Genomic DNA, 21,015 nt, shown 5'->3' with positions numbered 1-21,015 from the left:
ACGGTACTGCGTGCGAGCCACCAGCAGGTAGTCGGCACCCGCTGTCGCCCGGGCCGTGGTGCATACCGGGACTGAACGCCCGTTCTGGTAGTTTCGTCGCACCGTGGACAGGAGGAACGAGTGAGCACGGACGCACTGCCTCAGCAGGCACTGGCGGCGCAGGTCACCGCAGCAGGGGAGACGACGACGCCCGGGACGACGTCGCACGCCGGGCTGGACGTCGCCGAGCGCGACGCGGGCCCGGAGCAGGTAGGGGGTCCCGAGCAGACGACGAGCCCGGAGCAGACGACGAGCCCGGAGCAGACGACGAGCCCGGAGCCGGCAGCGGCCCCGGAGCAGGTCGCGGGTCTCGAGCAGGACAAGGCCCCGGAGCCGGACGAGTCGCCGGAGCGCGAGGAGAACCTCGAGACGCGCACGGCCGCCCGGCTGCATCAGCTCGTGGCCTCGGGCGCGGAGAAGCTGCCCGGCGAGGCCGGGAGCACCGTGTCGAAGCTCGCCGTGGCGCTGCTGTCGTTCGGCAGCCAGGCCGCGACGAAGGAGCAGGACAAGCCGACGACGAAGCTCTTCGGCGAAGCCGTCCAGCTGTACAAGAGCCTGGACGACGACGACCCGACCAAGCAGCGCGACGTGCTCGAGCACGCGCTGGAGACGTTCACGACGTCTGTGGTCGGTGGCAAGGAGCGCTCGCAGGTGCTCGAGGTCGCCGAGGAGGCGATGGGCCTGTGGGCCAAGCTGCGCGGGACGACGTCGGACCTCGCGAAGTCGGACGCCGCCGTGTCGATGCGCTCGCTCTCCAGCGTGCTGCGCAAGGAGGGCCGCGACGAGGAGGCGGACGAGACGGAGAACGAGGCCAAGCGCCTCGAGTCCTGACCGCACACCTTGTCGAGTGCTGGATATTCGCCCCTTGCGCGTCATCGAGGGGGCGGATGTCCAGCACTCAACGATGTGGTGAGGTGGCGCAGGCCGGGTCGTCGTCGAGGGTGACGCCGTCCGGCATGTCGGCGGCCGTCGCCTCCCGCCCCGCCATCGCGCACGCCCGCGCGATCATCTGGTCGTCCGAGAACGTCCAGCCGGTGGTGACGCCGTGGTCCTGGACCACGAGGAGCTGGCCGTCGGCTGCGTGCACGTCGCTCGGCGCGACCTCACCGCCGGGCGAGTACAACCTGGTGGCGAGCTCGCCGACCTTCTGACCGGTCTCGATGTCGAAGAACGCCAGCGCCGGGCCGTGGTTGCGCGCCACGAGGTCCGGCCCTGGCAGCACCGCCATCACGTCGCCGTAGGTGCCGGTGAGGTCGAGCACCTCGGGATCGCCCGAGCCGGTCACCGGCCGCAGGCGCACCGTCGAGTCCACACCCAGCGTGACCAGCCGGTCCGGCACCGCCGCATCCTCGGTGCCGCCGATCATGTGCACCTGGGCCACGCTGCTGCCGCGCACCGTCCACACGTCCGTCTCGCCCTGAGCGGCGGCGTCGAGGTCGGCCACGCGGAGCGAGAAGTCGCGCGGTGCGACGGCGGCCTTGCTCCCGTCGTCGGCGATCGCGACGCGGCCCGGCGCCGCCCACTCGGGTTCGAGCCGCGGCGTGGTGCCAAGGGGACCTGGCACGTGCACGGCGCGCTCCTGGAGCCCGGCGTCGAGCAGGTGGAGCCCTGAGCACGCGTCGACCAGGAGGATGTCCTGGCGCGCCCGCTCGGCGCTGACGATGGTGGCGCAGGCCGGATCGCCTCCGTCGAGGCCCGGCGCGACCAGGTCACGGAACCCTGCCTCGTACCCGGCGGTGGTGCCCCCGTCGGTCCGGTAGGCGTCGCCGTCGGGAGTGACGAGGAGGAGCCGGTCCCGGTCGAGCCAGACGGGCAGCAGGGGCCGGCCGGCGTCCTCGCTGCCCGCCGGCAGCGTCACCGTGCCGCGGCCGTGGATGGTGACGGTGCCGTCCGACCAGGACGCCGCGGTGCTCGCGGGCCCGGTCGGCCCGTCCCGGTAGGTGGCAAGGACCGCCGTCGGGTCGGCCGCGCCGGCTTCCCCCGCGGGTGTCCCGGAGGTCTCCGCGCCCGCGGCCGCGGCGGCCGCCGCAGCGCCCGCCGCGCTCGGCAACGGCACGTCACCGTGCGTGTCGGCGGTGGACCACAGCGCGATCCGGCCGTCCGACGCCGCCGCGACGCGGTCGGCCCCGATCAGGACCGGCGGGCCGGTCCGCCGGATGCCGGACAGGTGCCAGCTCCGCCGCAGGTCGGTGTCCCCAGAGATCTCGCACGCCACCAGCCCGCTGTCCGTGGCGACCAGGGCCCGCGTGGTGCCGTCGTCGATCGCGACCACCTCGGGGTTCGACCAGACGCGCGGCACCGGGCAGTCGGCTGTACGCACCGAGCCGTCGGCCCAGCGGTGCACGGTCACCGTGGTGCCGTCCGCGTCCGAGCGGAGCGTCGCCCAGTCCTGCAGCGACGGTGACGGGACGGCGCCGTCGGGCAGGTCGACGGTCCTCTCGTCGGTCGGCTCCAGGGTGTCGAGGCTGCGCACCTCGAGGATGCCCGCCGCGGTGTCCGCCACGGCAAGGGTGCGGCTGGAGCCGACGGCGAGGGACGTGACCGCCAGGTCCGTCTCCGCCTTGCTGTGGAACGCCAGGCGCTGCTCATGAGGTCGCCGGGACCCGGCGTCGGACTCCAGCACCGCCAGGTCGCGCCCGGCGAGCTTGATGCTGCCGATCCGGTTCCTGCCGGTCGTGACGTCGTGCCACGCGATGAGGAGCAGGTCGCCGTCCGGCGTGACCGCCACCGCCGTCGCGCCCGGCAGGTCGAGGTGCGTCTGGCGGCTGGTGCTGCCATCGGGCAGCGGCCCGAACCGGCCGACGGTCACACCCAGGTCGTCGACCGCGGCGACCACCCTGCCGTCCGCGCTCCCCGCGACGAAGGGCCCCGGATGCCCCGAACCGGTCACCGTGCCGAACGGGGTGCGGTCACCGCGCAGGACGGCGGGGTCGCCCTCGTCGGGGCTCCACCGCACGAGGTCGCCCGTGTCCGTACGCCCGACGACGCCGGTGCTGGTCGGGGCGACGTCGGCGAGCTCGGTCTCCTCCGGCACGTCCACGGTGCGCAGGAGGTACGGGTCGGCGGGCTCGTTCGCCGTCACCGCGTTGAACAGCGCGGTGCGGGTCTGCCCGTCCCGGAGCCGCGCGACCGCCTCGACCGCGAGCAGCTGCGCCGTCGCGGGATCGTCCTGGTGCACGACGTGCGACGTGGCGCCGAGCAGGTGGGCCGCGTTGGCGTTCACCGCGTCGTTCGCCCGGCTCGCCTCACGTTCCGCGAACGCGAACGCGCCGATGGACAGGGCGAGCATCACCCCGAGCGCCGTGTTCACGAGCCGGCCCCGCACGCTCGCAGAGCTCTGGCGGGCGATGTGCGCGCTCAGGACCTCCTCGGTGCTCACGTCGGGACCACGGAGCGGGGCGACGAGCTCCGCGAGCGCCGTCGGCCGGTCGGGGTGGTGCCGCCAGAACCTGCGCTGGCGCAGCCGTGTCAGGTCGGTCCACTTCGGTTCGTGGTCGATCTGCTGGGCGAGCGGCGCGGGCAGCGCGGTGGTGCTGATCGTGTCGATCTCATTCGCCGTCTGGTCCCAGACGATCTTGCCGCTCGTCAGGGCGACCAGCAGGGTGTCGGGTCCGCGGTGCTCGAGCCACCAGGCCACCTCCTTGGCCACGTACTTGGAGCTGGCCGCGCCCTCGGAGGCGAACAGGATGAGGTAGCTGGAGCGTTCGAGCTTGCGCTCGATGGCGTCCCAGAGGCTGGGGTTGTTCGCCAGGCCGGTCCGGTCGAGAAAGATGTTCAGGTCGGGGACGTCGTCGCGCTTGTCGAACTCGAGGAGCTGCGCGTGGAAGGCGGGCGCGAACTCGCCGTCGGAGTCCCGGCTGTAGGACAGGAAGGCGTCGTACCGTGCGGCGCGCGGCGCTGCGTGCGCGCGGGAGGCGGGTAGCAGGGAGCGGACTGTCCGGTCGGTCATCTCGCTCCGCAGCCCTTTCCTCGGCGAATGTCACGGACCGGGACGAAGATGTCCCCCGTAGGTGGTGTCGCCGCTGGTCATGACGCCGGCGACCGCCAGTATTGAGATGCACCGTACAGGTAGGCTCGCGGGTCGACAGGGAGGCAGGCGATGGTGGCACCGGAGCTGGTGGTCCCCAGCGATGGACCTCGAAGGCCGCGGGTGCGCCGGTCCTGGGTGCGCGCGGGCTTCGCCGCGCTGTTCGGGGTGGCCTTCGGGCTGGGCCTGTGGGGTTTCTGGATCTACCGCACCTCCCCGGACTTCGCCTGGGGCACGACCGCGTGGGACGTCGTCTACTACTCCGTCCAGCTCTTCGTGCTCGGCGCCGAGGCCACGAACGAGGGCGGCGACCTGCCCTGGCAGCTCCAGACGGCGCGGTTCCTCGCGCCTGTCGCCACCGGCTACGCCGTGTTCGAGGCCGTGCGCTCCCTCTTCGCCGACCAGTTCGTGCTGATGCGCACCCGCCGGATGCGCGGGCACGCGATAGTCGTCGGGCGCACGCCCGCCGCCGGTGTCATCGCGGAGGCGCTCGCGGCGCGGGGCGCGCTCGTCGCGCGCACCGCGGCCGGGGACGCCGAGTCGCTGCGCGATGCCGGAGTGTCCGGTGCCGCAGTGCTGTACGCCTGCGAGGGCGAGGACGATGAGCCCGGCGTCAACGTGCTCACGGTGGCGGTGGCCAACCGCGCGGACCGGGACCCCGACCTGCCGGGGCTGCGCCTGAACGCACACGTCAGCGACCCGGAGCTGGCGCTCGCCCTGCAGGCCCGCCACCTGAGCCACCCCCAGCCGGGGGTGGACTTCTTCACGCTGGGCGAGCTGGTCGCCCGTTCCCTGGCCCGGCGGGACCAGATCGTCGCCCGCGGAGCCGCACCGCACATCTCGGTGGTCGGGCACGGGACGTTCGGCCGGGCGCTCGTCGTCGCGTTCGCGCGCCTGCGGAGCGTCGAGATCGCCTCCGGCGGAGAGCCTCTCACGGTGACCCTGGTCGGGCCGGGCGCGCAGGAGGCCGCCCGTGCGCTGCGGGCGCGCTGGCCCGGTGTGCGCGCGGCGTGCCGCCTCGTCCCGGTGGAGACGTTCGCCGACGTGCGGGCCGTCGGCGCGCCCCAGCGGGTCTACGTGTGCCACGACGACGACGGCGACGCGCTTCGGCACGCACTGCGGGACAGCGACCTCTGGCGCGCCGGCGAGGGCGCGGTCGTGCTCCGGCTCAACCGGCTCGCCGGGCTCGGCGGGCTGTTCGGCACCCACGACGGGGCGATCCTCGACGATCTCGGCGGGCGGCTCGACGTCGTCGAACCGGGCACGCTGCTGCGCAGGGCGACCGCGCCCGGCGCGCTGGTGCACGACGACGTCTACGACCTGATGGCGGTCTCCGCCCACCTCACTTACCTGCGTAACCAGCGCGCTCGCGGCGTGGCGTGGGAGAGCACCCCCGCCATGGTCTCGTGGGCCGACCTCTCCGACGACCTCCGTGCCGCGAACCGCGCGCAGGTGCGCGCCATCCCTGACCGGCTGCGCCAGATGGGGTGCACCGTCGCGCCCGCCGGCGACGCCGAGCACGGCCGGATCCCCGAGCCCGTGGTGGACGCGCGGGCCGTCGACGAGCACGAACGGTGGATGGCGGACAAGCTCGCCGCCGGCTGGGCGTACGGGCCCGACCGGGACGACGTCCGCCGTCTGCACCCGGACCTGCGCCCCTGGGACGACCTGTCGGAGCGCGACCGGGAGAAGGACCGCGCGGCGATCCGCGCGATCCCGGTGATCCTGGCGGACTTCGGCCTGCACGTCGTCCCGCTCGACGACCACGCGGGCTTCGAGGCCGCCGACGCGGCCGTCCCCGACCCGCGCGGCGTGGTCCGCGGCTGGCGGATGTTCGGCCGGGGCCGTACCGAGCAGCCGAGCGAAGGCTGACAGGATGAGGCCCATGCGAAGCGTCACCCTCCTCGGTTCCACGGGCTCCATCGGTACACAGGCCATCGACGTCATCGGGCGCAACCCCGACCGGTTCCGCGTGGACGCCCTGTCCGCAGGGGGATCGGACCTGCCGGCGCTCGCCCGGCAGGCGGCCCTCCTCGGCGTCCGCGCCGTCGCCGTGGCCGACGCCGCGGCGCGCCCCGCGCTGACCACCCTCCTGCGCGAGGCGGGGGCCGACGGCGTCGAGGTGCTCGCCGGGCCCGGCGCCGCGACCGAGCTGGCCGGCCGGGGGAGCGACGTGGTGCTCAACGGCATCACCGGGTCGGTCGGCCTGCGCCCCACCCTCGCCGCCCTGGCCGCCGGCTCGACGCTGGCGCTCGCGAACAAGGAGTCGCTGGTGGTCGGCGGCACCCTGGTCAAGGCGGCGGTGCGGCGCGAGGGTCAGATCGTCCCCGTCGACTCGGAGCACTCCGCCATCGCGCAGTCGCTGCGTTCGGGCGCCGCGTCCGAGGTCCGCAAGCTCGTCGTGACCGCCAGCGGCGGGCCGTTCCGGGGCATGTCGCGGGCCGAGCTGCGCGACGTCACGCCCGCCCAGGCCCTGCGGCACCCCAACTTCTCGATGGGGCGCGTGGTCACCACCAACTCCGCGACCCTGGTGAACAAGGGGCTCGAGGTGATCGAGGCGCACCTGCTGTTCGACCTGCCGTTCAGCGCGATCGACGTCGTGGTGCACCCGCAGCAGATGATCCACTCGATGGTCGAGTTCGCCGACGGCTCCACCATCGCCCAGGCCGGGCCGCCGCGGATGCTCGTGCCGATCGCGCTCGGCCTGTCCTGGCCGGAGCGCCTGGCCGACGTCGATGCAGCCATCGACTGGACCAAGGCCGCCACGTGGGAGTTCGCGCCGCTGGACGACGACGCCTTCCCCGCCGTGCGCCTGGCCCGGCAGGTCGGCGAGGCGGGCGGGACCCACCCGGCGGTCTACAACGCGGCGAACGAGGTGTGCGTGGACGCGTTCCACGACGGCGGCATCGGGTTCCTCGACATCGTCGACACGGTGGCGGCCGTCGTGGAGGCGCACGCGACGACGGCCGCCGGCGACGCGGGCTCGGTCGAGGGAGTCCTTGAGGCGGACGCCTGGGCCCGCACCCGGGCTCAGGAGATCCTGAAGTCCGCCTGACGCCGTCGCCATCCCCTTCGAAACCTAAGTTTCTTCGCTTTGAGCCGCCGCAAAGCGAAGAAACTTAGGTCTCGAAGGGATCTGGACCCAGCCACGGGCGGTCAGCCGAGGGTGCGGGCGAAGCCGTGATCGACCGGGCCGTGCCCGCTCCACGGTCCGAGTGCCGTGCCGGTGCCGCCGATGACCAGGTCGTCCGCCGCCCGGAGCGTCTCGGTCAGGTAGTCCTTCGCGGCCCGTACCGCCGGTTCCCACCCGTCGTGCAGCGGCCGCACGACGGCGCACGCCGAGCTGAGCGTGCAGCCGGTGCCGTGGGTGTTCCGGGTGGCGATCCGCGGTGCTGCCAGGGCGACGACGCCGTCCGGTCCCGCGAGGTGGTCCACCGACTCTGCGGAGTCGAGGTGCCCGCCCTTCACGAGGGCGAGCCGGGCGCCGAGCTTCAGCAGCGCACGCGCCTGGTCGGCCGCCTCGGTCGCGTCGCGAGCCGGTTCCACGCCGAGGAGCACGGCGGCCTCGGGCAGGTTCGGCGTGACCAGGTCGGCGAGGGGGAGCAGCTCGTCGCGCAGCACCGCCTCGGCGTCGGCCTCCAGCAGGCGGTGGCCCGACGTCGAGACCATCACCGGGTCGAGCACCACGTACGGCGCGGGTCCGGCGGACCGCAGGTCGCGCAGGACAGCGGCGATCGCCCGGGCGACGACGGCGTCCGTCGTCATGCCGATCTTCACCGCGTCCACCGCCACGTCGGCGAACAGCGTCTCGAGCTGTGCGGTCACCACGTCGCCGGGCACGGGCAGCACCCGGGTCACTCCGGTCGTGGACTGCGCCGTCAGCCCCGTGAGCACCGCGCAGCCGTAGCCGCCGAGTGCCGCGAAGGTCTTCAGGTCGGCTTGTATCCCGGCACCGCCGGAGGGGTCGGAGCCGGCGATCGTCAGCGCCACGACCGGATGGCCGGGCGGACGGGTGCGCGCGACGGCGTCGGGCAGAGCAGGACCAGAACCCATGAGGCGTTCCTTCGCTAGAATTACCTAGAGCAGGTTCACGGGTGCATCTCAGCCGGGCTCTCGCCCTGGCGCCCCGCGCCATCTCGGCCCACCTTAGACGGGTTCGGCCCCGGGTCAGCGACCCCTGGTCCAGTTGAACACCGCGACCCCCGTCACCAGGGCGCCCGCGGTGACCAGGGACGTCGCGGTGACCGCCTGCGGGCCGTCGATCATCTCGGCCTGCAGGGCGACCTCGACCGTGCCGATCAGGGCGTAGACGCCCGCGAACACGGTGATGGCCGAGAGCGTGCCGTCCATCAGCCGACGGCGCCCGCGCTCGCGCTTCACCTCGGCGGCCCGCTCCCGGTCACCGTGCAGACGCTCCAAGGCTGCGAGGCGCGCGGCGATGGGCTCCTGCAGCAGCTCGCGCAGCCGTTCGGTGACCACGGCGGCCTGCTGCTCGAAGTGCGACGCCTGCAGCAGCTGGTTCAGCATCCTGGACTCCGATGCGGAGGCGAGGAACGTGGGCGAGGTGATGGTGGTCAGGGTGGTCCGGACCTCCGAAGCGAACTCGTGCAGGCGCAGCTGCTCGCGCGTGAGCCGCTCCTTGCGCTCCGCGAGGTCGGCGCCGTTGTTCACGTCGTGGTCCGCGAGCATGGCCGCGACGAGTCGCAGGTGGTCCGCGAGCGTGGCGTTCCACGCGCTGAACAGCCCGTTGAGGCTGACGACGAACTCGGCGAGCGAGCCGTACTGGGAGATCTTGAAGTGTGCGGTGCCGATCAGCGCGACGGTGGTCGAGTTGGTGGTCACCGCCACGACGTCGCCCAGGTGGCGCACTCCCTCCAGCAGCACAGGGTTGCGCTGGCGCAGCGTCCAGTCGCACAGCGTGGCGGTGCCGTAGGGGACGGGCTGGAGCAGCACCTGGGAGCCGAACGCGGCCAGCAGCTCGTCGCCCATGTTGACCGGGGTGCGCTCCGTCGGGGGCGCGGCCGGCCCGACTCCCCGGCTCGCCTCGTAGACGGTGGTGACCACGTGGGCGCGTCCCTGGGCGAGCTCCGTGCCCTCCCGAACCAGGTCGGCGGTGGCGCGCTGGAGGAGGTCGGCGAGGTCGAACAGCCGCTCCGGGGGCGGCCCGTCGCCGTGTTCGACGTCGACGGGCGCCCCGTCCGGCGTCATCCAGCGCACCCGGATGTCTGCGTGCAGGTTGGACAGCCGGAACCGGGCGTCCCGGACCTGCTGCGGCGACTGGTCGCGGGCCGAGTAGCGGAACCGGACGTAGTGGTTGCCGAACTCGGTGAACCGCACGTCGCAGGACAGCTCGGCGATGAATGACCCGTCCGGCTGCTCCAGCCGCACGTTCGGCATCGACAGCGACACCCCGCCGTACGGGCGCGCTGCCCGGTCGACGCTCGCCCACACGTCGTCCATCTTGAGCCGGCCGCGCACGGCGAGTGCCTGGACGCCGAGCAGCCGGGGCCGCTCGTCGCGCTCGGCGAGGGCGCGGATCGCCGCGACGGCCGCGGCGGGCCGGATGTCCCGCAGCCCGAACGGGTAGATGTAGACGGTCCGTAGGCGGTCGAGGGTGAGCCAGGGCGCACCGAGGTTGCGGTGCAGCTCTACCAGGTGCATCCGGTAGGAGCGGAGCTCGCTGGCCAGGATGTAGTTGAGGTGCCGGTCGGTCTCGGCGGCGCGCAGGCCGTCGAGCGCGGGGGCGAGCCGGGCCGGTTCTCCGGCCAGCGTGTCGGAGGCCGCCCGGGCGGCATCGGCCAGCGCGCGGAAGTACCGGATGCGGGTCACGGCCTGCGGCACGAGAGCGAGGCGGAAAGGGGAGGCGGGGTCGGGGATGGCGCGGGCGGCCCGGAGCAGGTCGGTGCATCGTTGGCCGGCCTGGGTCGCGGCGTCGGCCACCCGCCCGAGGTCGCCCGCGCTGCGGGCGGCCGACGTGTGCATCTGGGTGATCAGGGTGCGGAGCAGCACGGCGACGGCGTCGCCCTCTGCTCGGCAGACGTCGTCGGGCGCGCGGTCGCGGCACGCCGCCCAGGCCTCGACGAAGGCGCGGAGCGGGACGATGATCCGGCCGTGCCGGAAGGTGTACTGCAGGGCGTCGCTCGCCTGCGACCACAGGTAGACACCGAGCAGGGCGGCGGCGCGGGGCCGGGCCACGACGGCGGCCAGCGTGGCGGCGGTCTGCGGTCCGCGGGGGTCGCCGGGCAGCGGATGGCGGCGGTTCGGCGCCTCGCCGTCCTCGCCCATGTTCCAGCGGGAGGCCGCCCAGATCGCACTGACGTCGACGCCGATCTCACGGAGCTGTCTCGCTACCCGGGAGTCGCCGTCGGCGGCCGGCCATGCGTCGGTCTGGAACATCGACGTGAGGCTCTCCGTGAGCGAGGCCGGGCCGTGGGGGTGCGGGTCCCGGGACACAGGGATGGACGAAACCGACATGAGCGTCAGGTTAATGATCAGTAACCAATGTTTCAACGAAACACCATGAACTCGAAAGGACGTGAACGTCGGGTGGCCGTCGCGGGGGAGGCGTGCGCTGCCTTCCGAGTGTCCGGAAAGGTGCCGTATTCTCGGTCCGGTGAGCATCGTTCCGCACATCGTTGGTGTGCTCGTCCTCTTGCTGGGCGTCATCGTCTCCGTCGGCCTGCACGAGCTGGGCCACATGATCCCGGCCAAGAAGTTCGGCGTCCGCGTGAGCCAGTACTTCGTCGGCTTCGGGCCCACCCTCTGGTCGCGGACCAAGGGGGAGACGGAGTACGGCATCAAGGCGATCCCGCTGGGCGGGTTCGTGCGGCTGGTGGGCATGATGCCCCCGGCGCCGGCCGGCGCACGGCGCGGCACCGGCTTCTGGGGCGAGCTCGTCGCCGACGCCCGCGACGCCTCGGTCGCCGAGGTGCGTCCCGGCGAGGAGCACCGAGCCTTCTACAACCTCTCGACGCCCAAGAAGCTGATCGTGATGTTCGGCGGGCCGTTCATGAACCTCGTGATCGCCACCGTCCTCCTGGCCGTGATCCTGATGGGCTACGGCATGATGGTCACGTCCACGACCGTGGCCCAGCTCTCGGAGTGCGTGCCGGCGTCGGTCACGTCCACCGCCTCGGGCGACGACTGCGAGGGCCAGCCGGCCGCGCCCGCCGTCGCTGCCGGGCTGGAGCCGGGCGACGAGATCGTGACCTTCGGCGGTACCGAGGTGACCGGCTGGCAGCAGCTCGTCGGCCTCATCAACGAGTCCGCCGGGAGCGAGTCCGAGGTGGTGGTGCTGCGGGACGGCGAGCGCACGACCCTCGAGGTCACCCCAGCACCGGCCGATCGTCCCGTCGTGGACGAGCGGGGCGCACCGGTCCTCGACGCCGACGGCGAGCCGAAGGTCGCGCAGGGCGGGTTCGTGGGCTTCTCCCCGCTCCAGGAGCGGGAGCCGCAGCCGCTGTCCAGCGTCCTGCCCGCCGTGGGCGACCAGACCTGGCAGACCCTGACCATGGTGGCGACGCTCCCTGTCCGCGTGGCCGAGGCCGCCACCCAGGCCTTCACCTCGGAGGAGCGCTCGCAGGACTCCGTGCAGTCCATGGTGGGCGTGGCACGGATCAGCGGCGAGATCATGGCCCTGGACGAGGCGATCCTCGACCGTGTCATGTTCTTCCTGAGCCTGCTCGCGAGCCTCAACATCGCGCTGTTCGCCTTCAACATGATCCCGCTCCTGCCGCTCGACGGCGGGCACCTGGTCAACGCCCTCTACGAGGGCGGAAAGCGCACGCTCGCCCGGGTGCGCGGGTCGGCAGCCCTGCCCGGACCGGCCGACGTCGCCCGCATGACACCCGTGGCCTACGTGGTCTTCCTCATCCTGCTCGGGGTGGGTGGCGTCCTCATCGTGGCGGACCTGGTGGATCCGGTGCGGATCACGTGATGCCCGACACGATGTACATCTGGCACCTCCTGAAGCAGGGATACTGAACTCGTGAGCGCAATCAGCCTCGGCATGCCGGCAGCACCTCCGCCGGTCCTCGCCCCCCGCCGCAAGACTCGGAAGATCAAGGTCGGCAAGGTAGAGGTAGGTGGTGACGCACCCGTGAGCGTGCAGTCCATGACCACCACGCCCACCACCGACATCAACGCCACCCTCCAGCAGATAGCGGAGCTCACGACGGCAGGCTGCGACATCGTGCGCGTCGCCGTCCCGACCTCCGACGACGCCGAGGCGCTGCCGATCATCGCGAAGAAGTCCCAGATCCCCGTGATCGCGGACATCCACTTCCAGCCGAAGTACGTCTTCCAGGCGATCGACGCCGGCTGCGCCGCCGTCCGCGTGAACCCCGGCAACATCCGCAAGTTCGACGACCAGGTGGGCGCGATCGCCCAGGCTGCCAAGGACGCCGGCGTCTCGCTGCGCATCGGCGTCAACGCCGGGTCGCTCGACAAGCGCATCCTCGAGAAGTACGGCAAGGCGACGCCCGAGGCGCTCGTGGAGTCCGCGGTGTGGGAGGCGAGCCTCTTCGAGGAGCACGACTTCCACGACTTCAAGATCTCGGTCAAGCACAACGACCCGGTCATCATGGTCCGCGCCTACGAGCTGCTCTCCGAACGTGGCGACTGGCCCCTGCACCTCGGCGTCACCGAGGCGGGCCCGGCGTTCCAGGGCACGATCAAGTCGGCCACCGCGTTCGGCTCGCTGCTGAGCAAGGGCATCGGCGACACGATCCGCGTCTCCCTCTCGGCCCCGCCGGTGGAGGAGGTCAAGGTCGGCAACCAGATCCTGCAGGCCCTCAACCTGCGCCCCCGCAAGCTCGAGATCGTGTCCTGCCCGTCCTGCGGCCGTGCCCAGGTGGACGTGTACACGCTCGCCGAGAAGGTGACCGCAGGCCTCGAAGGCATGACCGTCCCGCTGCGCGTCGCCGTCATGGGCTGCGTCGTGAACGGTCCGGGCGAGGCCCGCGAGGCAGACCTGGGTGTGGCCTCCGGCAACGGCAAGGGCCAGATCTTCGTGCGCGGTGAGGTCATCAAGACCGTCCCCGAGTCGATGATCGTCGAGACCCTCATCGAAGAGGCGATGCGGATCGCGGATGAGATGCCTTCGCCGGAGAATGATGTACAGGCCGGTCCGCCGGTCGTCTCGGTGAGCTGAGCCGGAGCGGAACAGCAGGCTCAGGAACTTCCGAAGAGTCTGATTCGAACGGAGCAGAGCATGGCCCGCTGGCGCACCCCGGTACCTGCCGGAGCGCGCCCCGACGGGTCGCCGCAACCGGGCGAACGGGACATTCGGGTGCAGGGTGACGGACGGGCCGACGTCGCACGGGCGCTGACCCGCGCGGACCTCGCACAGGCGCTCGCGGTCTGCGCCGTCGACCCGGTCTCGTCCGTGCTCGCCACCGCTCGGCTGGAGATCGCGGCGCGCGCCGGCTTCGGCGCCGCCGCGGGCCAGGCCTGGGGCTTTCCCGAGGTCGGACGGCTCGAGGCGGTGTGCTGGGCCGGCGCCAACCTGGTGCCGGTGATCCCGCTGGCCGACCCGGGGCGCCGAGCCCAGGCCGTCGCGGCGTTCGCCGAGATGGCCCGCGTCCACGGCCGGCGGTCGTCGTCGATCGTGGGCGAGCAGTGGGCCGCGCTGGCACTCTGGGAGCGACTGTCGCCGCACTGGCCCCCGGCCCGCGACGTGCGAGCCGACCAGCCCTCCATGGCCATCGGGACGGCGCCCTCGCTGCCGCCCGAGCCCACCGTCCGCCGCTCGATGCCCGCCGAGCTGAGTCTTGTGCTGCCCGCCTGCGTGCGCATGTTCACCGAGGAGGTCGGCTACTCGCCGGTCGCCACGGGCGGTTCGGCCTACGCGGAACGCGTGCGGTCCCTCATCACCGAAGGCCGCTCGTTCGTCCGCGTGGTGCCCGACGTCGGCGGGCAGCCCGCCGTCGCGTTCAAGGCCGAGCTCGGGGCGGTGGCCGGCGGCGTCGCCCAGGTCCAGGGTGTCTGGGTGGAGCCGGCGTTCCGCGGCCGCGGCTGGTCGGAGTCGGGCATGGCGGCAGTGGTCGCCGCGACGCGCGCGTCCATCGCGCCCGTGGTGTCGCTGTACGTGAACGCGTACAACGAGCGGGCCGTCGCCGCCTACCGGCGCGTGGGGTTCGAGCAGGTCGGCACGTTCGCGACGGTGCTGTTCTGATATGTAGGGCGGTTTTGTCAAGTGGCAGGGGTCGGTCGTCGGCCCGGCCCGGGCTGGGCGCTCGGGTCGGCGGCCTTCCCTTTTGTTCCTGGCCTGGTGCCCGTTGGTGGGTGCGTGTGTGTTCGACGCGATGTCGAGTCTGATATGCGCGGGTTGGTTACCGCATGACGGTGGTTTCGGCTGGGACGGCTGGCACTTGTCTGAGGTCGGGCGTGGCTGGCCTGGTCGGGGCCTGGTGCTCACAGAACAGTCGTGGGTCGTCCCGTCACGCTGCTCCCACGGGCGGGGGCGCCGGGTCAGGGTTTTTGTTACCGGGTGGTGGCCAGGGACCAGCACCATCCGGCGAGCTCTCGGGCGATCGCGACGTTCGCGACCGTGGTGCGTTTGTGTTCACGTGTGAAGTGGGCCCATCGGCGGTGCAGGCGCAGGTTTCCTTCGTGGCCGCGTGCGGCCTGAGCGGTCGTGGCGGCGTTGAGGCGGGCCTGGAGGGTGGCCCCGACTCGGTAGGAGGGGCGGTGGTGCCAGGCGGCCTCGACGAGCAGGAGACGGGCGTGGGGGTTGCCAGCCTTCGTGATCGGTCCGAGGTGGCGCGAACTGCCCGAAGAGTGCTCGGTGGGGGTCAGGCCGAGGTAGGCGCCGATCGAGGAGCCGGTGAACCGGTCCCAGTCACCCATCTCGACCGCGAGAGACATCGCGGTCACGGTCGCGATCCCGCGTAGGCAGCCCAGCGCGGCCACGACACCGGTGAACTCGCTGTTGGCCGCGAGCAGGTTGATCTTGTCCACGAGGTTCTTCTTGCGGGCTTCCAGCAGCAGGACCTCTTGGTGGGCGTCGTCGAACGCGTCCTGGGCGGCGCTCTGGTCCAGGTGGATGTGGGCGAGCCAGGCGTGGTGCTCCCTGCCCCAGGCGCTCCCGCCGGACCAGAGGATCCCGTGACGCAGCAGTAGTTTGGAGGCCCTGTGGCGGGCGGTCATCAGGTCCGTGCGGGCGTCTTCGTGGGCGCGGGTCAGGTCCCGGGCGGCTTCCTCGGTGGGGGTCGGTACCCGGACGGCGACCAGGTCCCCGGCTGCCAGCCGCCGGGCGAGGAGCGTCGCGTCACGCTTGTCGGTCTTGACGCGGTCCCCAGCCGGTCGGGCGATCTTGGACGGCGCGGCGACCACGCACCGGATCTGGGCGGAATCCAGGTCGCGAGCCAGGCCGTAGCCGGTGGGTCCAGCCTCGTAGGCCACCGCCGTCGTTCCGGGAAGCTCCCGGACGAACTGCAGGGCACCGCTCGTGTCACCGGCAAGACGAGCGGTGATCAACTCACCGGTGGTCAGGTCCAGCGCGCACGCGCTGATCGAACGAGCGTGGACATCCAAGCCCACGGACCACCGCTCACGCGCGGCGGGGATATTGTTGGTAGACACAGGAGCCTCCCGACGACTGTGACGTCCGTCGGCGCCCCGGATGGTGTCGGCGGTATCTCACGACCATGCGCCGCGGAGGCTCCTGCTGACCAGGCACCTGGCCGGCCGGGACACTCCGCACAGGCCCGGGATCCCGCCGCCTCTAGGCCGACCCGCGGTGATGGACAGGGTGTCAAGGCTGGCCGCAGGCCATCCCGTAGGGGCCGCAGGGCCTTGACGCTCTCGCCGTCACCGCCACCATCAACACCCAGCGGCGGGATCCCGACCCAACCAACGCCGAGCCGCTCCTCATACCGTCTGAGCGAACGCTCGCCGGCTCAGCCGGCGATTATCGCGGGGCCCTGCTCCCCGTCGCTGACCGCGATCTGGAGATGCATTCCCAGCGCGCGTGCCAGCCTGTCGAGCGTGGGGATCGACGGAACGCCGCCACCGTTCTCGAGGCGAGCGATCACACTCTGGTGGGTGCCCATGCGCCGAGCGAGCTCGGTCTGCGTTACCCCGGCCGCCACGCGCGCGTCATAGACGAGTGCCGCCAGATCGTGAGCCAGCCCCGCCTCGTCGTGCGCCTCGCGATAGGCGCGCTTCTCGGCCTGAGTCATCTGAGCCATGCGATCGGCTCGCAGCTGGTTCCACGTACGGTTCGTCATCGTGCTCACCCCTTGATCCTCGGGTCCGGCAGTCTGTCTCGTCGCTCGCGCAGTGATCTTCTCGCCCGGTCGACCTCGCGCTGCTCGTTCTGGCGCTGTTTGCGGAAGGTCGTCAGCGTGAAGACCTTCCGATCCGGTTCGAAGGTGTAGGTGATTCTCCGAGCCACGTCTTCACAGGTGAACCGAAGCTCGAAGAGCCCGTCCCCGAGCGCTCGGGACTGGGGCATGCGCAGCAGATTTCCGCGCTGCGCAAGCATGCCGATGACGCGGTCTGCCTGTGCCATGCCCCGCACCGTCAACTCCCCATACCAGTCCGCCACCTCGTCGGAGAACTCGATCTGCCATGTCATCTAGGCAACATAGCGTTGATGCTATGTTATCGCGCGCGCAGGGCACTTGGCGAGTGAGGCGCGTGCATCACCGCAGGAGCTTGGACATCCGGCGGTCCGCCAGAGGCTTGCCGCCCGTCTGGCACGTGGGGCAGTACTGCATGCTCCGGTCGGCGAACGACACCTCGTGCACGACGTCGCCGCACGGCGTCCCGTCCCAGCCCGGGCACGGCAGGCCCGCCCGGCCGTGCACACGCATGCCGCCACGCTTGGCGTCCTTGAGCTCCTTGGCCGGCTTGCCCGACGCCGCCGCGATCGCCTCCGCGAGCACGTCGCCGATCGCCGTGTGCAGCCTGGCCGTCTCCTCCGGCGTGAACGAGCCCGTCAGCTTGTACGGGCTGAACCGGCCGACGAGCAGGATCTCGTCGCTGTACGCGTTGCCGATGCCTGCGATGGCGCGCTGCTCCCGCAGCAGACCTTTGACCTGCTGGTTCTTCGCGGACAGCAGGTCGGCCAGCGCCTGCGTGGTGAACTCGGGGGACAGCGGGTCGATGCCGAGGGACGCGATCATGTCGATCTCGGTAGGGTCGCGGACCACGTGCACCGCCAGCCGCTTGCGGGTTCCCGCCTCGGTCAGGTCGAACCCGGAGCCGTCGTCGAGCCGCATGCGCAGCGCGAGGACCGCGCCCCGGCCGGAGCCGCCGAGAGACGGCCGTACCGGCTTGGTGGACAGCGCGTCCGACCAGCGCACCCACCCACCCCGCGAGAGATGGAAGACCAGGTGGAGGGGGGCGGCGCCGGGCACCTTGCCGCTGGGTGCGGTGCCGCTGGGTGCCGGCGAGACCGCCACGTCCAGCCACTTGCCGTGCCGGGCGACGCCGGTCACCTCGCCCCCGGCGAGAGCGTCGGTCGGTGGGTCGAATGTCTTGAGCGCGGCGATCGAACCGACCTCGACGGCGGCGATGGTGCGCCCCGAGGTCCGTGCGCGCAGGAAGTCGGCGAGCGCGGCGACCTCGGGCAGCTCCGGCATGGGATCATCCTGCGAGTCTTTCGCGAGCGGGGCAAGACCTGGGAAGCTGGGCCGAACCGCAACCTGCGCGTGTTCCTGCTCCCTCCGAGCGGGATCGAACCGCAACTTTTGAGTCGTTCTGGTCTTCTGGACGGGTCGAACCGCAACTTGTGTGTCCTCCTGGTCCTCTGGACGGGCCGAGCCGAAGGTTAGACGTCAATCAGATCGACGAACCGCGGGTTGTAGGTCCATCGCCGTCCTCGGAGACGCGGAGCTTGCGGTTGGGCGCCTCGGTGGACGTGGAAGGTGCGGTTGGGCACCTTCGGAGACGTGGAACGTGCGGTTCGGCACCTCGGTGGACGTGGAACGTGGGGTTCGGCAACCTCGGAGACGCGAATCTTGCGGATCGGCGCCCCCGACAGGTGGGTACGTTGCGGTTCGGCAATTCCGGCGAGCCGCGACGGCCCTCGCGGATAGGCTGTGCCCCATGTCTTCCGCACGCCTCATCCAGGGCGACGTGCTCCGCATGTCGTCCCTCTTCGTCCGTACCCTGCGCGAGGACCCGGCCGAGGCCGAGGTCGCCAGCCACAAGCTCCTCGTGCGGGCCGGGTACATCCGCCGTGCCGCCCCGGGGATCTACTCGTGGCTGCCGCTCGGCCTGCGCGTGCTGGCCAAGATCGAGGCGATCGTCCGCGAGGAGATGGTTGCCATCGGTGGCCAGGAGGTGCACTTTCCGGCACTGCTGCCGCGGGAGCCCTACGAGGCCACCGGCCGCTGGGAGGAGTACGGCGCCGGCCTGTTCCGCCTGAAGGACCGCAAGGGCGGCGACTACCTCCTCGCACCCACGCACGAGGAGATGTTCGCGCTCCTGGTCAAGGACCTGTACTCCTCGTACAAGGACCTGCCGGTCATCCTGTTCCAGATCCAGACCAAGTACCGCGACGAGGCACGCCCCCGCGCGGGCCTGATCCGCGGTCGCGAGTTCATCATGAAGGACTCGTACTCGTTCGACGTCAAGGACGAGGGCCTCGAGGTCAGCTACCAGAAGCACCGTGAGGCGTACGAGAAGATCTTCCAGCGCCTCGGCCTGGACTACGTGATCGTGTCAGCCATGTCCGGCGCCATGGGCGGGTCCCGCTCCGAGGAGTTCCTGAGCCCCTCCGCGATCGGCGAGGACACGTTCGTGCGTTCGCCCGGCGGCTACGCCGCCAACGTCGAGGCAGTGGTCACGCCCGTCCCCGAGGCGATCCCGTACGACGACGCCCCCGCCGCGCACGTCGAGGACACCCCCGACACGCCCACCATCGCCACCCTCGTCGCGGTAGCGAACGAGAAGTTCCCGCGCCCCGACCGGCCCTGGACCGCCGCCGACACCCTGAAGAACGTGGTGCTCGCCCTGGTCCAGCCCGACGGCACCCGCGAGCTCGTGGTGGTCGGCCTGCCGGGTGACCGCGAGGTCGACCTCAAGCGCATCGAGGCCGCGCTCAGCCCGGCCGAGCCGGAGGCCGCGACCGAGGAGGACTTCAAGAAGTTCCCCGCGTTGGTCAAGGGCTACATCGGCCCGCAGGCGCTCGGCCCCCAGGGCGAGCAGGTCGAGGGGCCCGACGGCGAGAAGGTCCCAGCGGTCCGCTATCTCCTCGACCCCCGCGTGGTGCCCGGCACCCGTTGGATCACCGGCGCCAACGAGCCCGGCAAGCACGTCTTCGACCTCGTCGCCGGCCGGGACTTCACCGCGGACGGCACCGTCGAGGCCGCCGAGGTGCGCGCCGGTGACCCGGCTCCCGACGGCTCCGGCCCCCTGGAGCTCGCTCGGGGCATCGAGATGGGCCACATCTTCCAGCTCGGCCGTAAGTATGCCGAGGCTCTGGGCCTGGTCGTGCTCGACGAGAACGGCAAGCAGGCAGTCGTCACCATGGGCTCCTACGGCGTCGGCGTCACCCGGGCGCTCGCGGCGCTCGCCGAGGCCAACCACGACGAGCGGGGCCTGGCCTGGCCCGCGCAGATCGCCCCGGTGCACGTGTACCTGATCGCCACCGGCAAGGGCACCGAGGTGTACGAGGCCGCCGAGTCCATCGCCACGGACCTCGCGGGCCGTGGCGTCGAGGTGCTCTACGACGACCGGCCCACCAAGGTCTCGATGGGCGTGAAGTCCAAGGACGCCGAGCTGCTCGGCGCACCGCTGGTCGTCGTGGTGGGCAAGGGCCTGGCCGACGGCGTGGTCGAGGTCCGGCCGCGCGCCGGCGAGGCGGAGCAGCTCCCGCTGGCCGACGTCGTGGACGCGGTCGCCGAGAAGGTGGCGGCCCTCCTCGCCTGACCACGGCCCTGGCGGGCGTGGCCGTGGGCGTGATCATCGAGCCAAGGACGGACACCTAGGCGCAAGGATCACGCCCACGACCAACGGGCGACCAACGGGTGGTCAGGCGCGTTCCGGCAGGCCGGGGAACGGGACCGCAGGGGCGCCCCACTGGGTGGCGGCCAGGGTGGTGTCGGTCAGGAGCGCGACCAGGACGGCGCGCGTACCCGGTTCCGCGATGCCGATCAGGGTCGCGTAGTTCTGCGCGAGGTCTTCCTCGAGCCCGCGGGCCAGGTCCGGCGTCGCCGTGTCCGGGTCGCGGAGCGCGTAGGCGACGCGACGTGGGTCCTGGTCGGTCCCGTCGGTACCAGCCAGGACCGCCCAGGCCTGGGCTCGGGCGCGGTGCAGCCTGGCACGGTCGTGGGCCCGGGTGCGGACCTCGCCGTCAGCCTGTGCCGCCCGCACCTCAAGGGCGTACGCCGCCGAGTCCTCGGCCAGGACCAGGACGTCGAGCTCCTCCGCCGACAGACCCGTGGGTGCGGCTGCCGGACCCGTCTCGGCGGACGCCGGGGTCGCCGAGGCGTCGCTCGGTTCAGCACCGGACTCGGCGGGCTCGGGAATCTCGGTCGGGGGGAGCGCTGGGCCGCGTCCGCCTGCCAGGCGCGCGAGGTCCCCTGCGTACAGCGTCTGCGCGGCGGAGATGGAGCCGAGCAGGCGGCCGAGCGGGCCGGCGTGCGCCTGGTCGGCGGCGGCCCGGGTGCGGGTGGCTGCGTCGCGCAACGACCTGACGACCGCCCGGGGCGTCTCCTCCGGCGTGGTCGCAGAGGGGGAGGCCCGGGCGTCCTCGGCGACGAGGTCGCCGAGTCCGGAGTCGTACTCGCCACCGAGCTGCTGTGCCTGCAAGGTCGTGGCCTCGGCGATGAGCTCGAGCTCGGCCGCGACGTCGGGCCTGACCCCGTCGGCCGCGGCGGCACCGTCGGCCTGGTCGGCGACCAGCAGGGCGTCGGCGACGGCGGTGCGCCGTACGACCTCCGCGGCGTCGGGTACCGGCTCGGTGGGTGGCGGCGTCTCGAGCCGCACGCCGCAAC

General features: G+C 72.1%; 15 protein-coding genes and 1 riboswitch. Of the genes, 7 read left to right on the top strand and 8 right to left on the bottom strand.

Features of this window, described 5'->3' with window-relative positions; translation table 11 throughout:
- Positions 1-120 precede the first annotated feature (120 nt).
- On the top strand, positions 121-870 hold the full coding sequence (locus tag APR04_RS09295; protein WP_253869447.1) for a hypothetical protein: 750 nt from the start codon (positions 121-123) through the stop codon (positions 868-870).
- Positions 871-937: 67 nt separating this feature from the next.
- Here the strand turns inward: APR04_RS09295 and APR04_RS09290 are convergent, their stop codons facing one another.
- Positions 938-3,988: a TIR domain-containing protein gene (locus tag APR04_RS09290; protein WP_253869446.1), complete on the bottom strand. Its 3,051-nt coding sequence runs from the start codon at positions 3,986-3,988 to the stop codon at positions 938-940.
- A 150-nt stretch (positions 3,989-4,138) separates the two neighbouring features.
- Between APR04_RS09290 and APR04_RS09285 the strand changes: the two genes are divergently transcribed.
- Together APR04_RS09285 and dxr are read left to right on the top strand one after the other, a co-directional pair.
- Entirely contained in the window at positions 4,139-5,938 is a 1,800-nt protein-coding gene (locus APR04_RS09285; RefSeq protein WP_253869445.1) for a RyR domain-containing protein, read from the top strand.
- 13 nt (positions 5,939-5,951) lie between these two features.
- Positions 5,952-7,121: a 1-deoxy-D-xylulose-5-phosphate reductoisomerase gene (dxr, locus tag APR04_RS09280; protein WP_253869444.1), complete on the top strand. Its 1,170-nt coding sequence runs from the start codon at positions 5,952-5,954 to the stop codon at positions 7,119-7,121.
- 101 nt (positions 7,122-7,222) lie between these two features.
- Here the strand turns inward: dxr and thiD are convergent, their stop codons facing one another.
- Complete coding sequence (gene thiD / locus APR04_RS09275; protein WP_253869443.1) at positions 7,223-8,119, bottom strand: bifunctional hydroxymethylpyrimidine kinase/phosphomethylpyrimidine kinase; 897 nt, start codon at positions 8,117-8,119, stop codon at positions 7,223-7,225.
- Positions 8,109-8,205, bottom strand: a riboswitch (TPP riboswitch). (Overlaps the previous gene by 11 nt.)
- 28 nt (positions 8,206-8,233) lie before the next feature.
- Complete coding sequence (locus APR04_RS09270; protein WP_253869442.1) at positions 8,234-10,540, bottom strand: hypothetical protein; 2,307 nt, start codon at positions 10,538-10,540, stop codon at positions 8,234-8,236.
- Positions 10,541-10,679: 139 nt separating this feature from the next.
- On the opposite strand from APR04_RS09270, the gene APR04_RS09265 reads away from it, so the two are divergent.
- The 3 genes from APR04_RS09265 (at position 10,680) to APR04_RS09255 (ending at position 14,240) form a co-directional block, all read left to right on the top strand.
- The gene (locus tag APR04_RS09265) at positions 10,680-12,002 is read left to right on the top strand and encodes a M50 family metallopeptidase (protein ID WP_308292335.1); all 1,323 of its coding nucleotides are present in this window, start codon (positions 10,680-10,682) and stop codon (positions 12,000-12,002) included.
- Positions 12,003-12,074: 72 nt separating this feature from the next.
- Positions 12,075-13,217: a flavodoxin-dependent (E)-4-hydroxy-3-methylbut-2-enyl-diphosphate synthase gene (gene ispG / locus APR04_RS09260; RefSeq protein WP_253869706.1), complete on the top strand. Its 1,143-nt coding sequence runs from the start codon at positions 12,075-12,077 to the stop codon at positions 13,215-13,217.
- A gap of 60 nt (positions 13,218-13,277) precedes the next feature.
- Positions 13,278-14,240 (top strand): GNAT family N-acetyltransferase, encoded by a 963-nt coding sequence (locus APR04_RS09255; protein ID WP_253869441.1) that lies wholly within the window; start codon positions 13,278-13,280, stop codon positions 14,238-14,240.
- Positions 14,241-14,548: 308 nt separating this feature from the next.
- On the opposite strand, the gene APR04_RS09250 is transcribed toward APR04_RS09255, so the two are convergent.
- The 4 genes from APR04_RS09250 to APR04_RS09235 form a co-directional block, all read right to left on the bottom strand.
- On the bottom strand, positions 14,549-15,649 hold the full coding sequence (locus APR04_RS09250) for an IS110 family RNA-guided transposase (RefSeq protein WP_253869440.1): 1,101 nt from the start codon (positions 15,647-15,649) through the stop codon (positions 14,549-14,551).
- 317 nt (positions 15,650-15,966) lie between these two features.
- Complete coding sequence (locus tag APR04_RS09245; RefSeq protein ID WP_253869704.1) at positions 15,967-16,296, bottom strand: helix-turn-helix domain-containing protein; 330 nt, start codon at positions 16,294-16,296, stop codon at positions 15,967-15,969.
- A 5-nt stretch (positions 16,297-16,301) separates the two neighbouring features.
- Positions 16,302-16,646, bottom strand: coding sequence for a type II toxin-antitoxin system RelE/ParE family toxin (locus APR04_RS09240; protein ID WP_253869439.1), 345 nt, complete (start codon positions 16,644-16,646; stop codon positions 16,302-16,304).
- Positions 16,647-16,713: 67 nt separating this feature from the next.
- Complete coding sequence (locus APR04_RS09235) at positions 16,714-17,655, bottom strand: DNA-formamidopyrimidine glycosylase family protein (protein WP_253869438.1); 942 nt, start codon at positions 17,653-17,655, stop codon at positions 16,714-16,716.
- Positions 17,656-18,121: 466 nt separating this feature from the next.
- Between APR04_RS09235 and APR04_RS09230 the strand changes: the two genes are divergently transcribed.
- The gene (locus APR04_RS09230) at positions 18,122-19,948 is read left to right on the top strand and encodes a proline--tRNA ligase (protein WP_253869437.1); all 1,827 of its coding nucleotides are present in this window, start codon (positions 18,122-18,124) and stop codon (positions 19,946-19,948) included.
- 102 nt (positions 19,949-20,050) lie between these two features.
- On the opposite strand, the gene APR04_RS09225 is transcribed toward APR04_RS09230, so the two are convergent.
- Positions 20,051-21,007, bottom strand: a complete 957-nt coding sequence (locus APR04_RS09225; protein WP_253869436.1) for a DUF4439 domain-containing protein — start codon at positions 21,005-21,007, stop codon at positions 20,051-20,053.
- Between the last annotated feature and the right edge of the window lie 8 nt (positions 21,008-21,015).

Source organism: Promicromonospora umidemergens (assembly GCF_024171995.1).
In the GTDB taxonomy this organism is placed as follows: domain Bacteria; phylum Actinomycetota; class Actinomycetes; order Actinomycetales; family Cellulomonadaceae; genus Promicromonospora; species Promicromonospora umidemergens.
Note: the sequence above shows the minus strand (reverse complement) of the source record. Positions and strands in the feature narration are given on the sequence as shown.

What these genes read in the sequence shown, in the direction of transcription:
- APR04_RS09290 (WP_253869446.1), bottom strand. Translation starts at nt 3,988, where the DNA reads ATGACCGACCGGACAGTCCGCTCCCTGCTACCCGCCTCCCGCGCGCAC.
- APR04_RS09285 (WP_253869445.1), top strand. Translation starts at nt 4,139, where the DNA reads ATGGTGGCACCGGAGCTGGTGGTCCCCAGCGATGGACCTCGAAGGCCG.
- dxr (WP_253869444.1), top strand. Translation starts at nt 5,952, where the DNA reads ATGCGAAGCGTCACCCTCCTCGGTTCCACGGGCTCCATCGGTACACAG.
- thiD (WP_253869443.1), bottom strand. Translation starts at nt 8,119, where the DNA reads ATGGGTTCTGGTCCTGCTCTGCCCGACGCCGTCGCGCGCACCCGTCCG.
- APR04_RS09270 (WP_253869442.1), bottom strand. Translation starts at nt 10,540, where the DNA reads ATGTCGGTTTCGTCCATCCCTGTGTCCCGGGACCCGCACCCCCACGGC.
- ispG (WP_253869706.1), top strand. Translation starts at nt 12,075, where the DNA reads ATGCCGGCAGCACCTCCGCCGGTCCTCGCCCCCCGCCGCAAGACTCGG.
- APR04_RS09255 (WP_253869441.1), top strand. Translation starts at nt 13,278, where the DNA reads ATGGCCCGCTGGCGCACCCCGGTACCTGCCGGAGCGCGCCCCGACGGG.
- APR04_RS09245 (WP_253869704.1), bottom strand. Translation starts at nt 16,296, where the DNA reads ATGACGAACCGTACGTGGAACCAGCTGCGAGCCGATCGCATGGCTCAG.
- APR04_RS09240 (WP_253869439.1), bottom strand. Translation starts at nt 16,646, where the DNA reads ATGACATGGCAGATCGAGTTCTCCGACGAGGTGGCGGACTGGTATGGG.
- APR04_RS09235 (WP_253869438.1), bottom strand. Translation starts at nt 17,655, where the DNA reads ATGCCGGAGCTGCCCGAGGTCGCCGCGCTCGCCGACTTCCTGCGCGCA.
- APR04_RS09230 (WP_253869437.1), top strand. Translation starts at nt 18,122, where the DNA reads ATGTCTTCCGCACGCCTCATCCAGGGCGACGTGCTCCGCATGTCGTCC.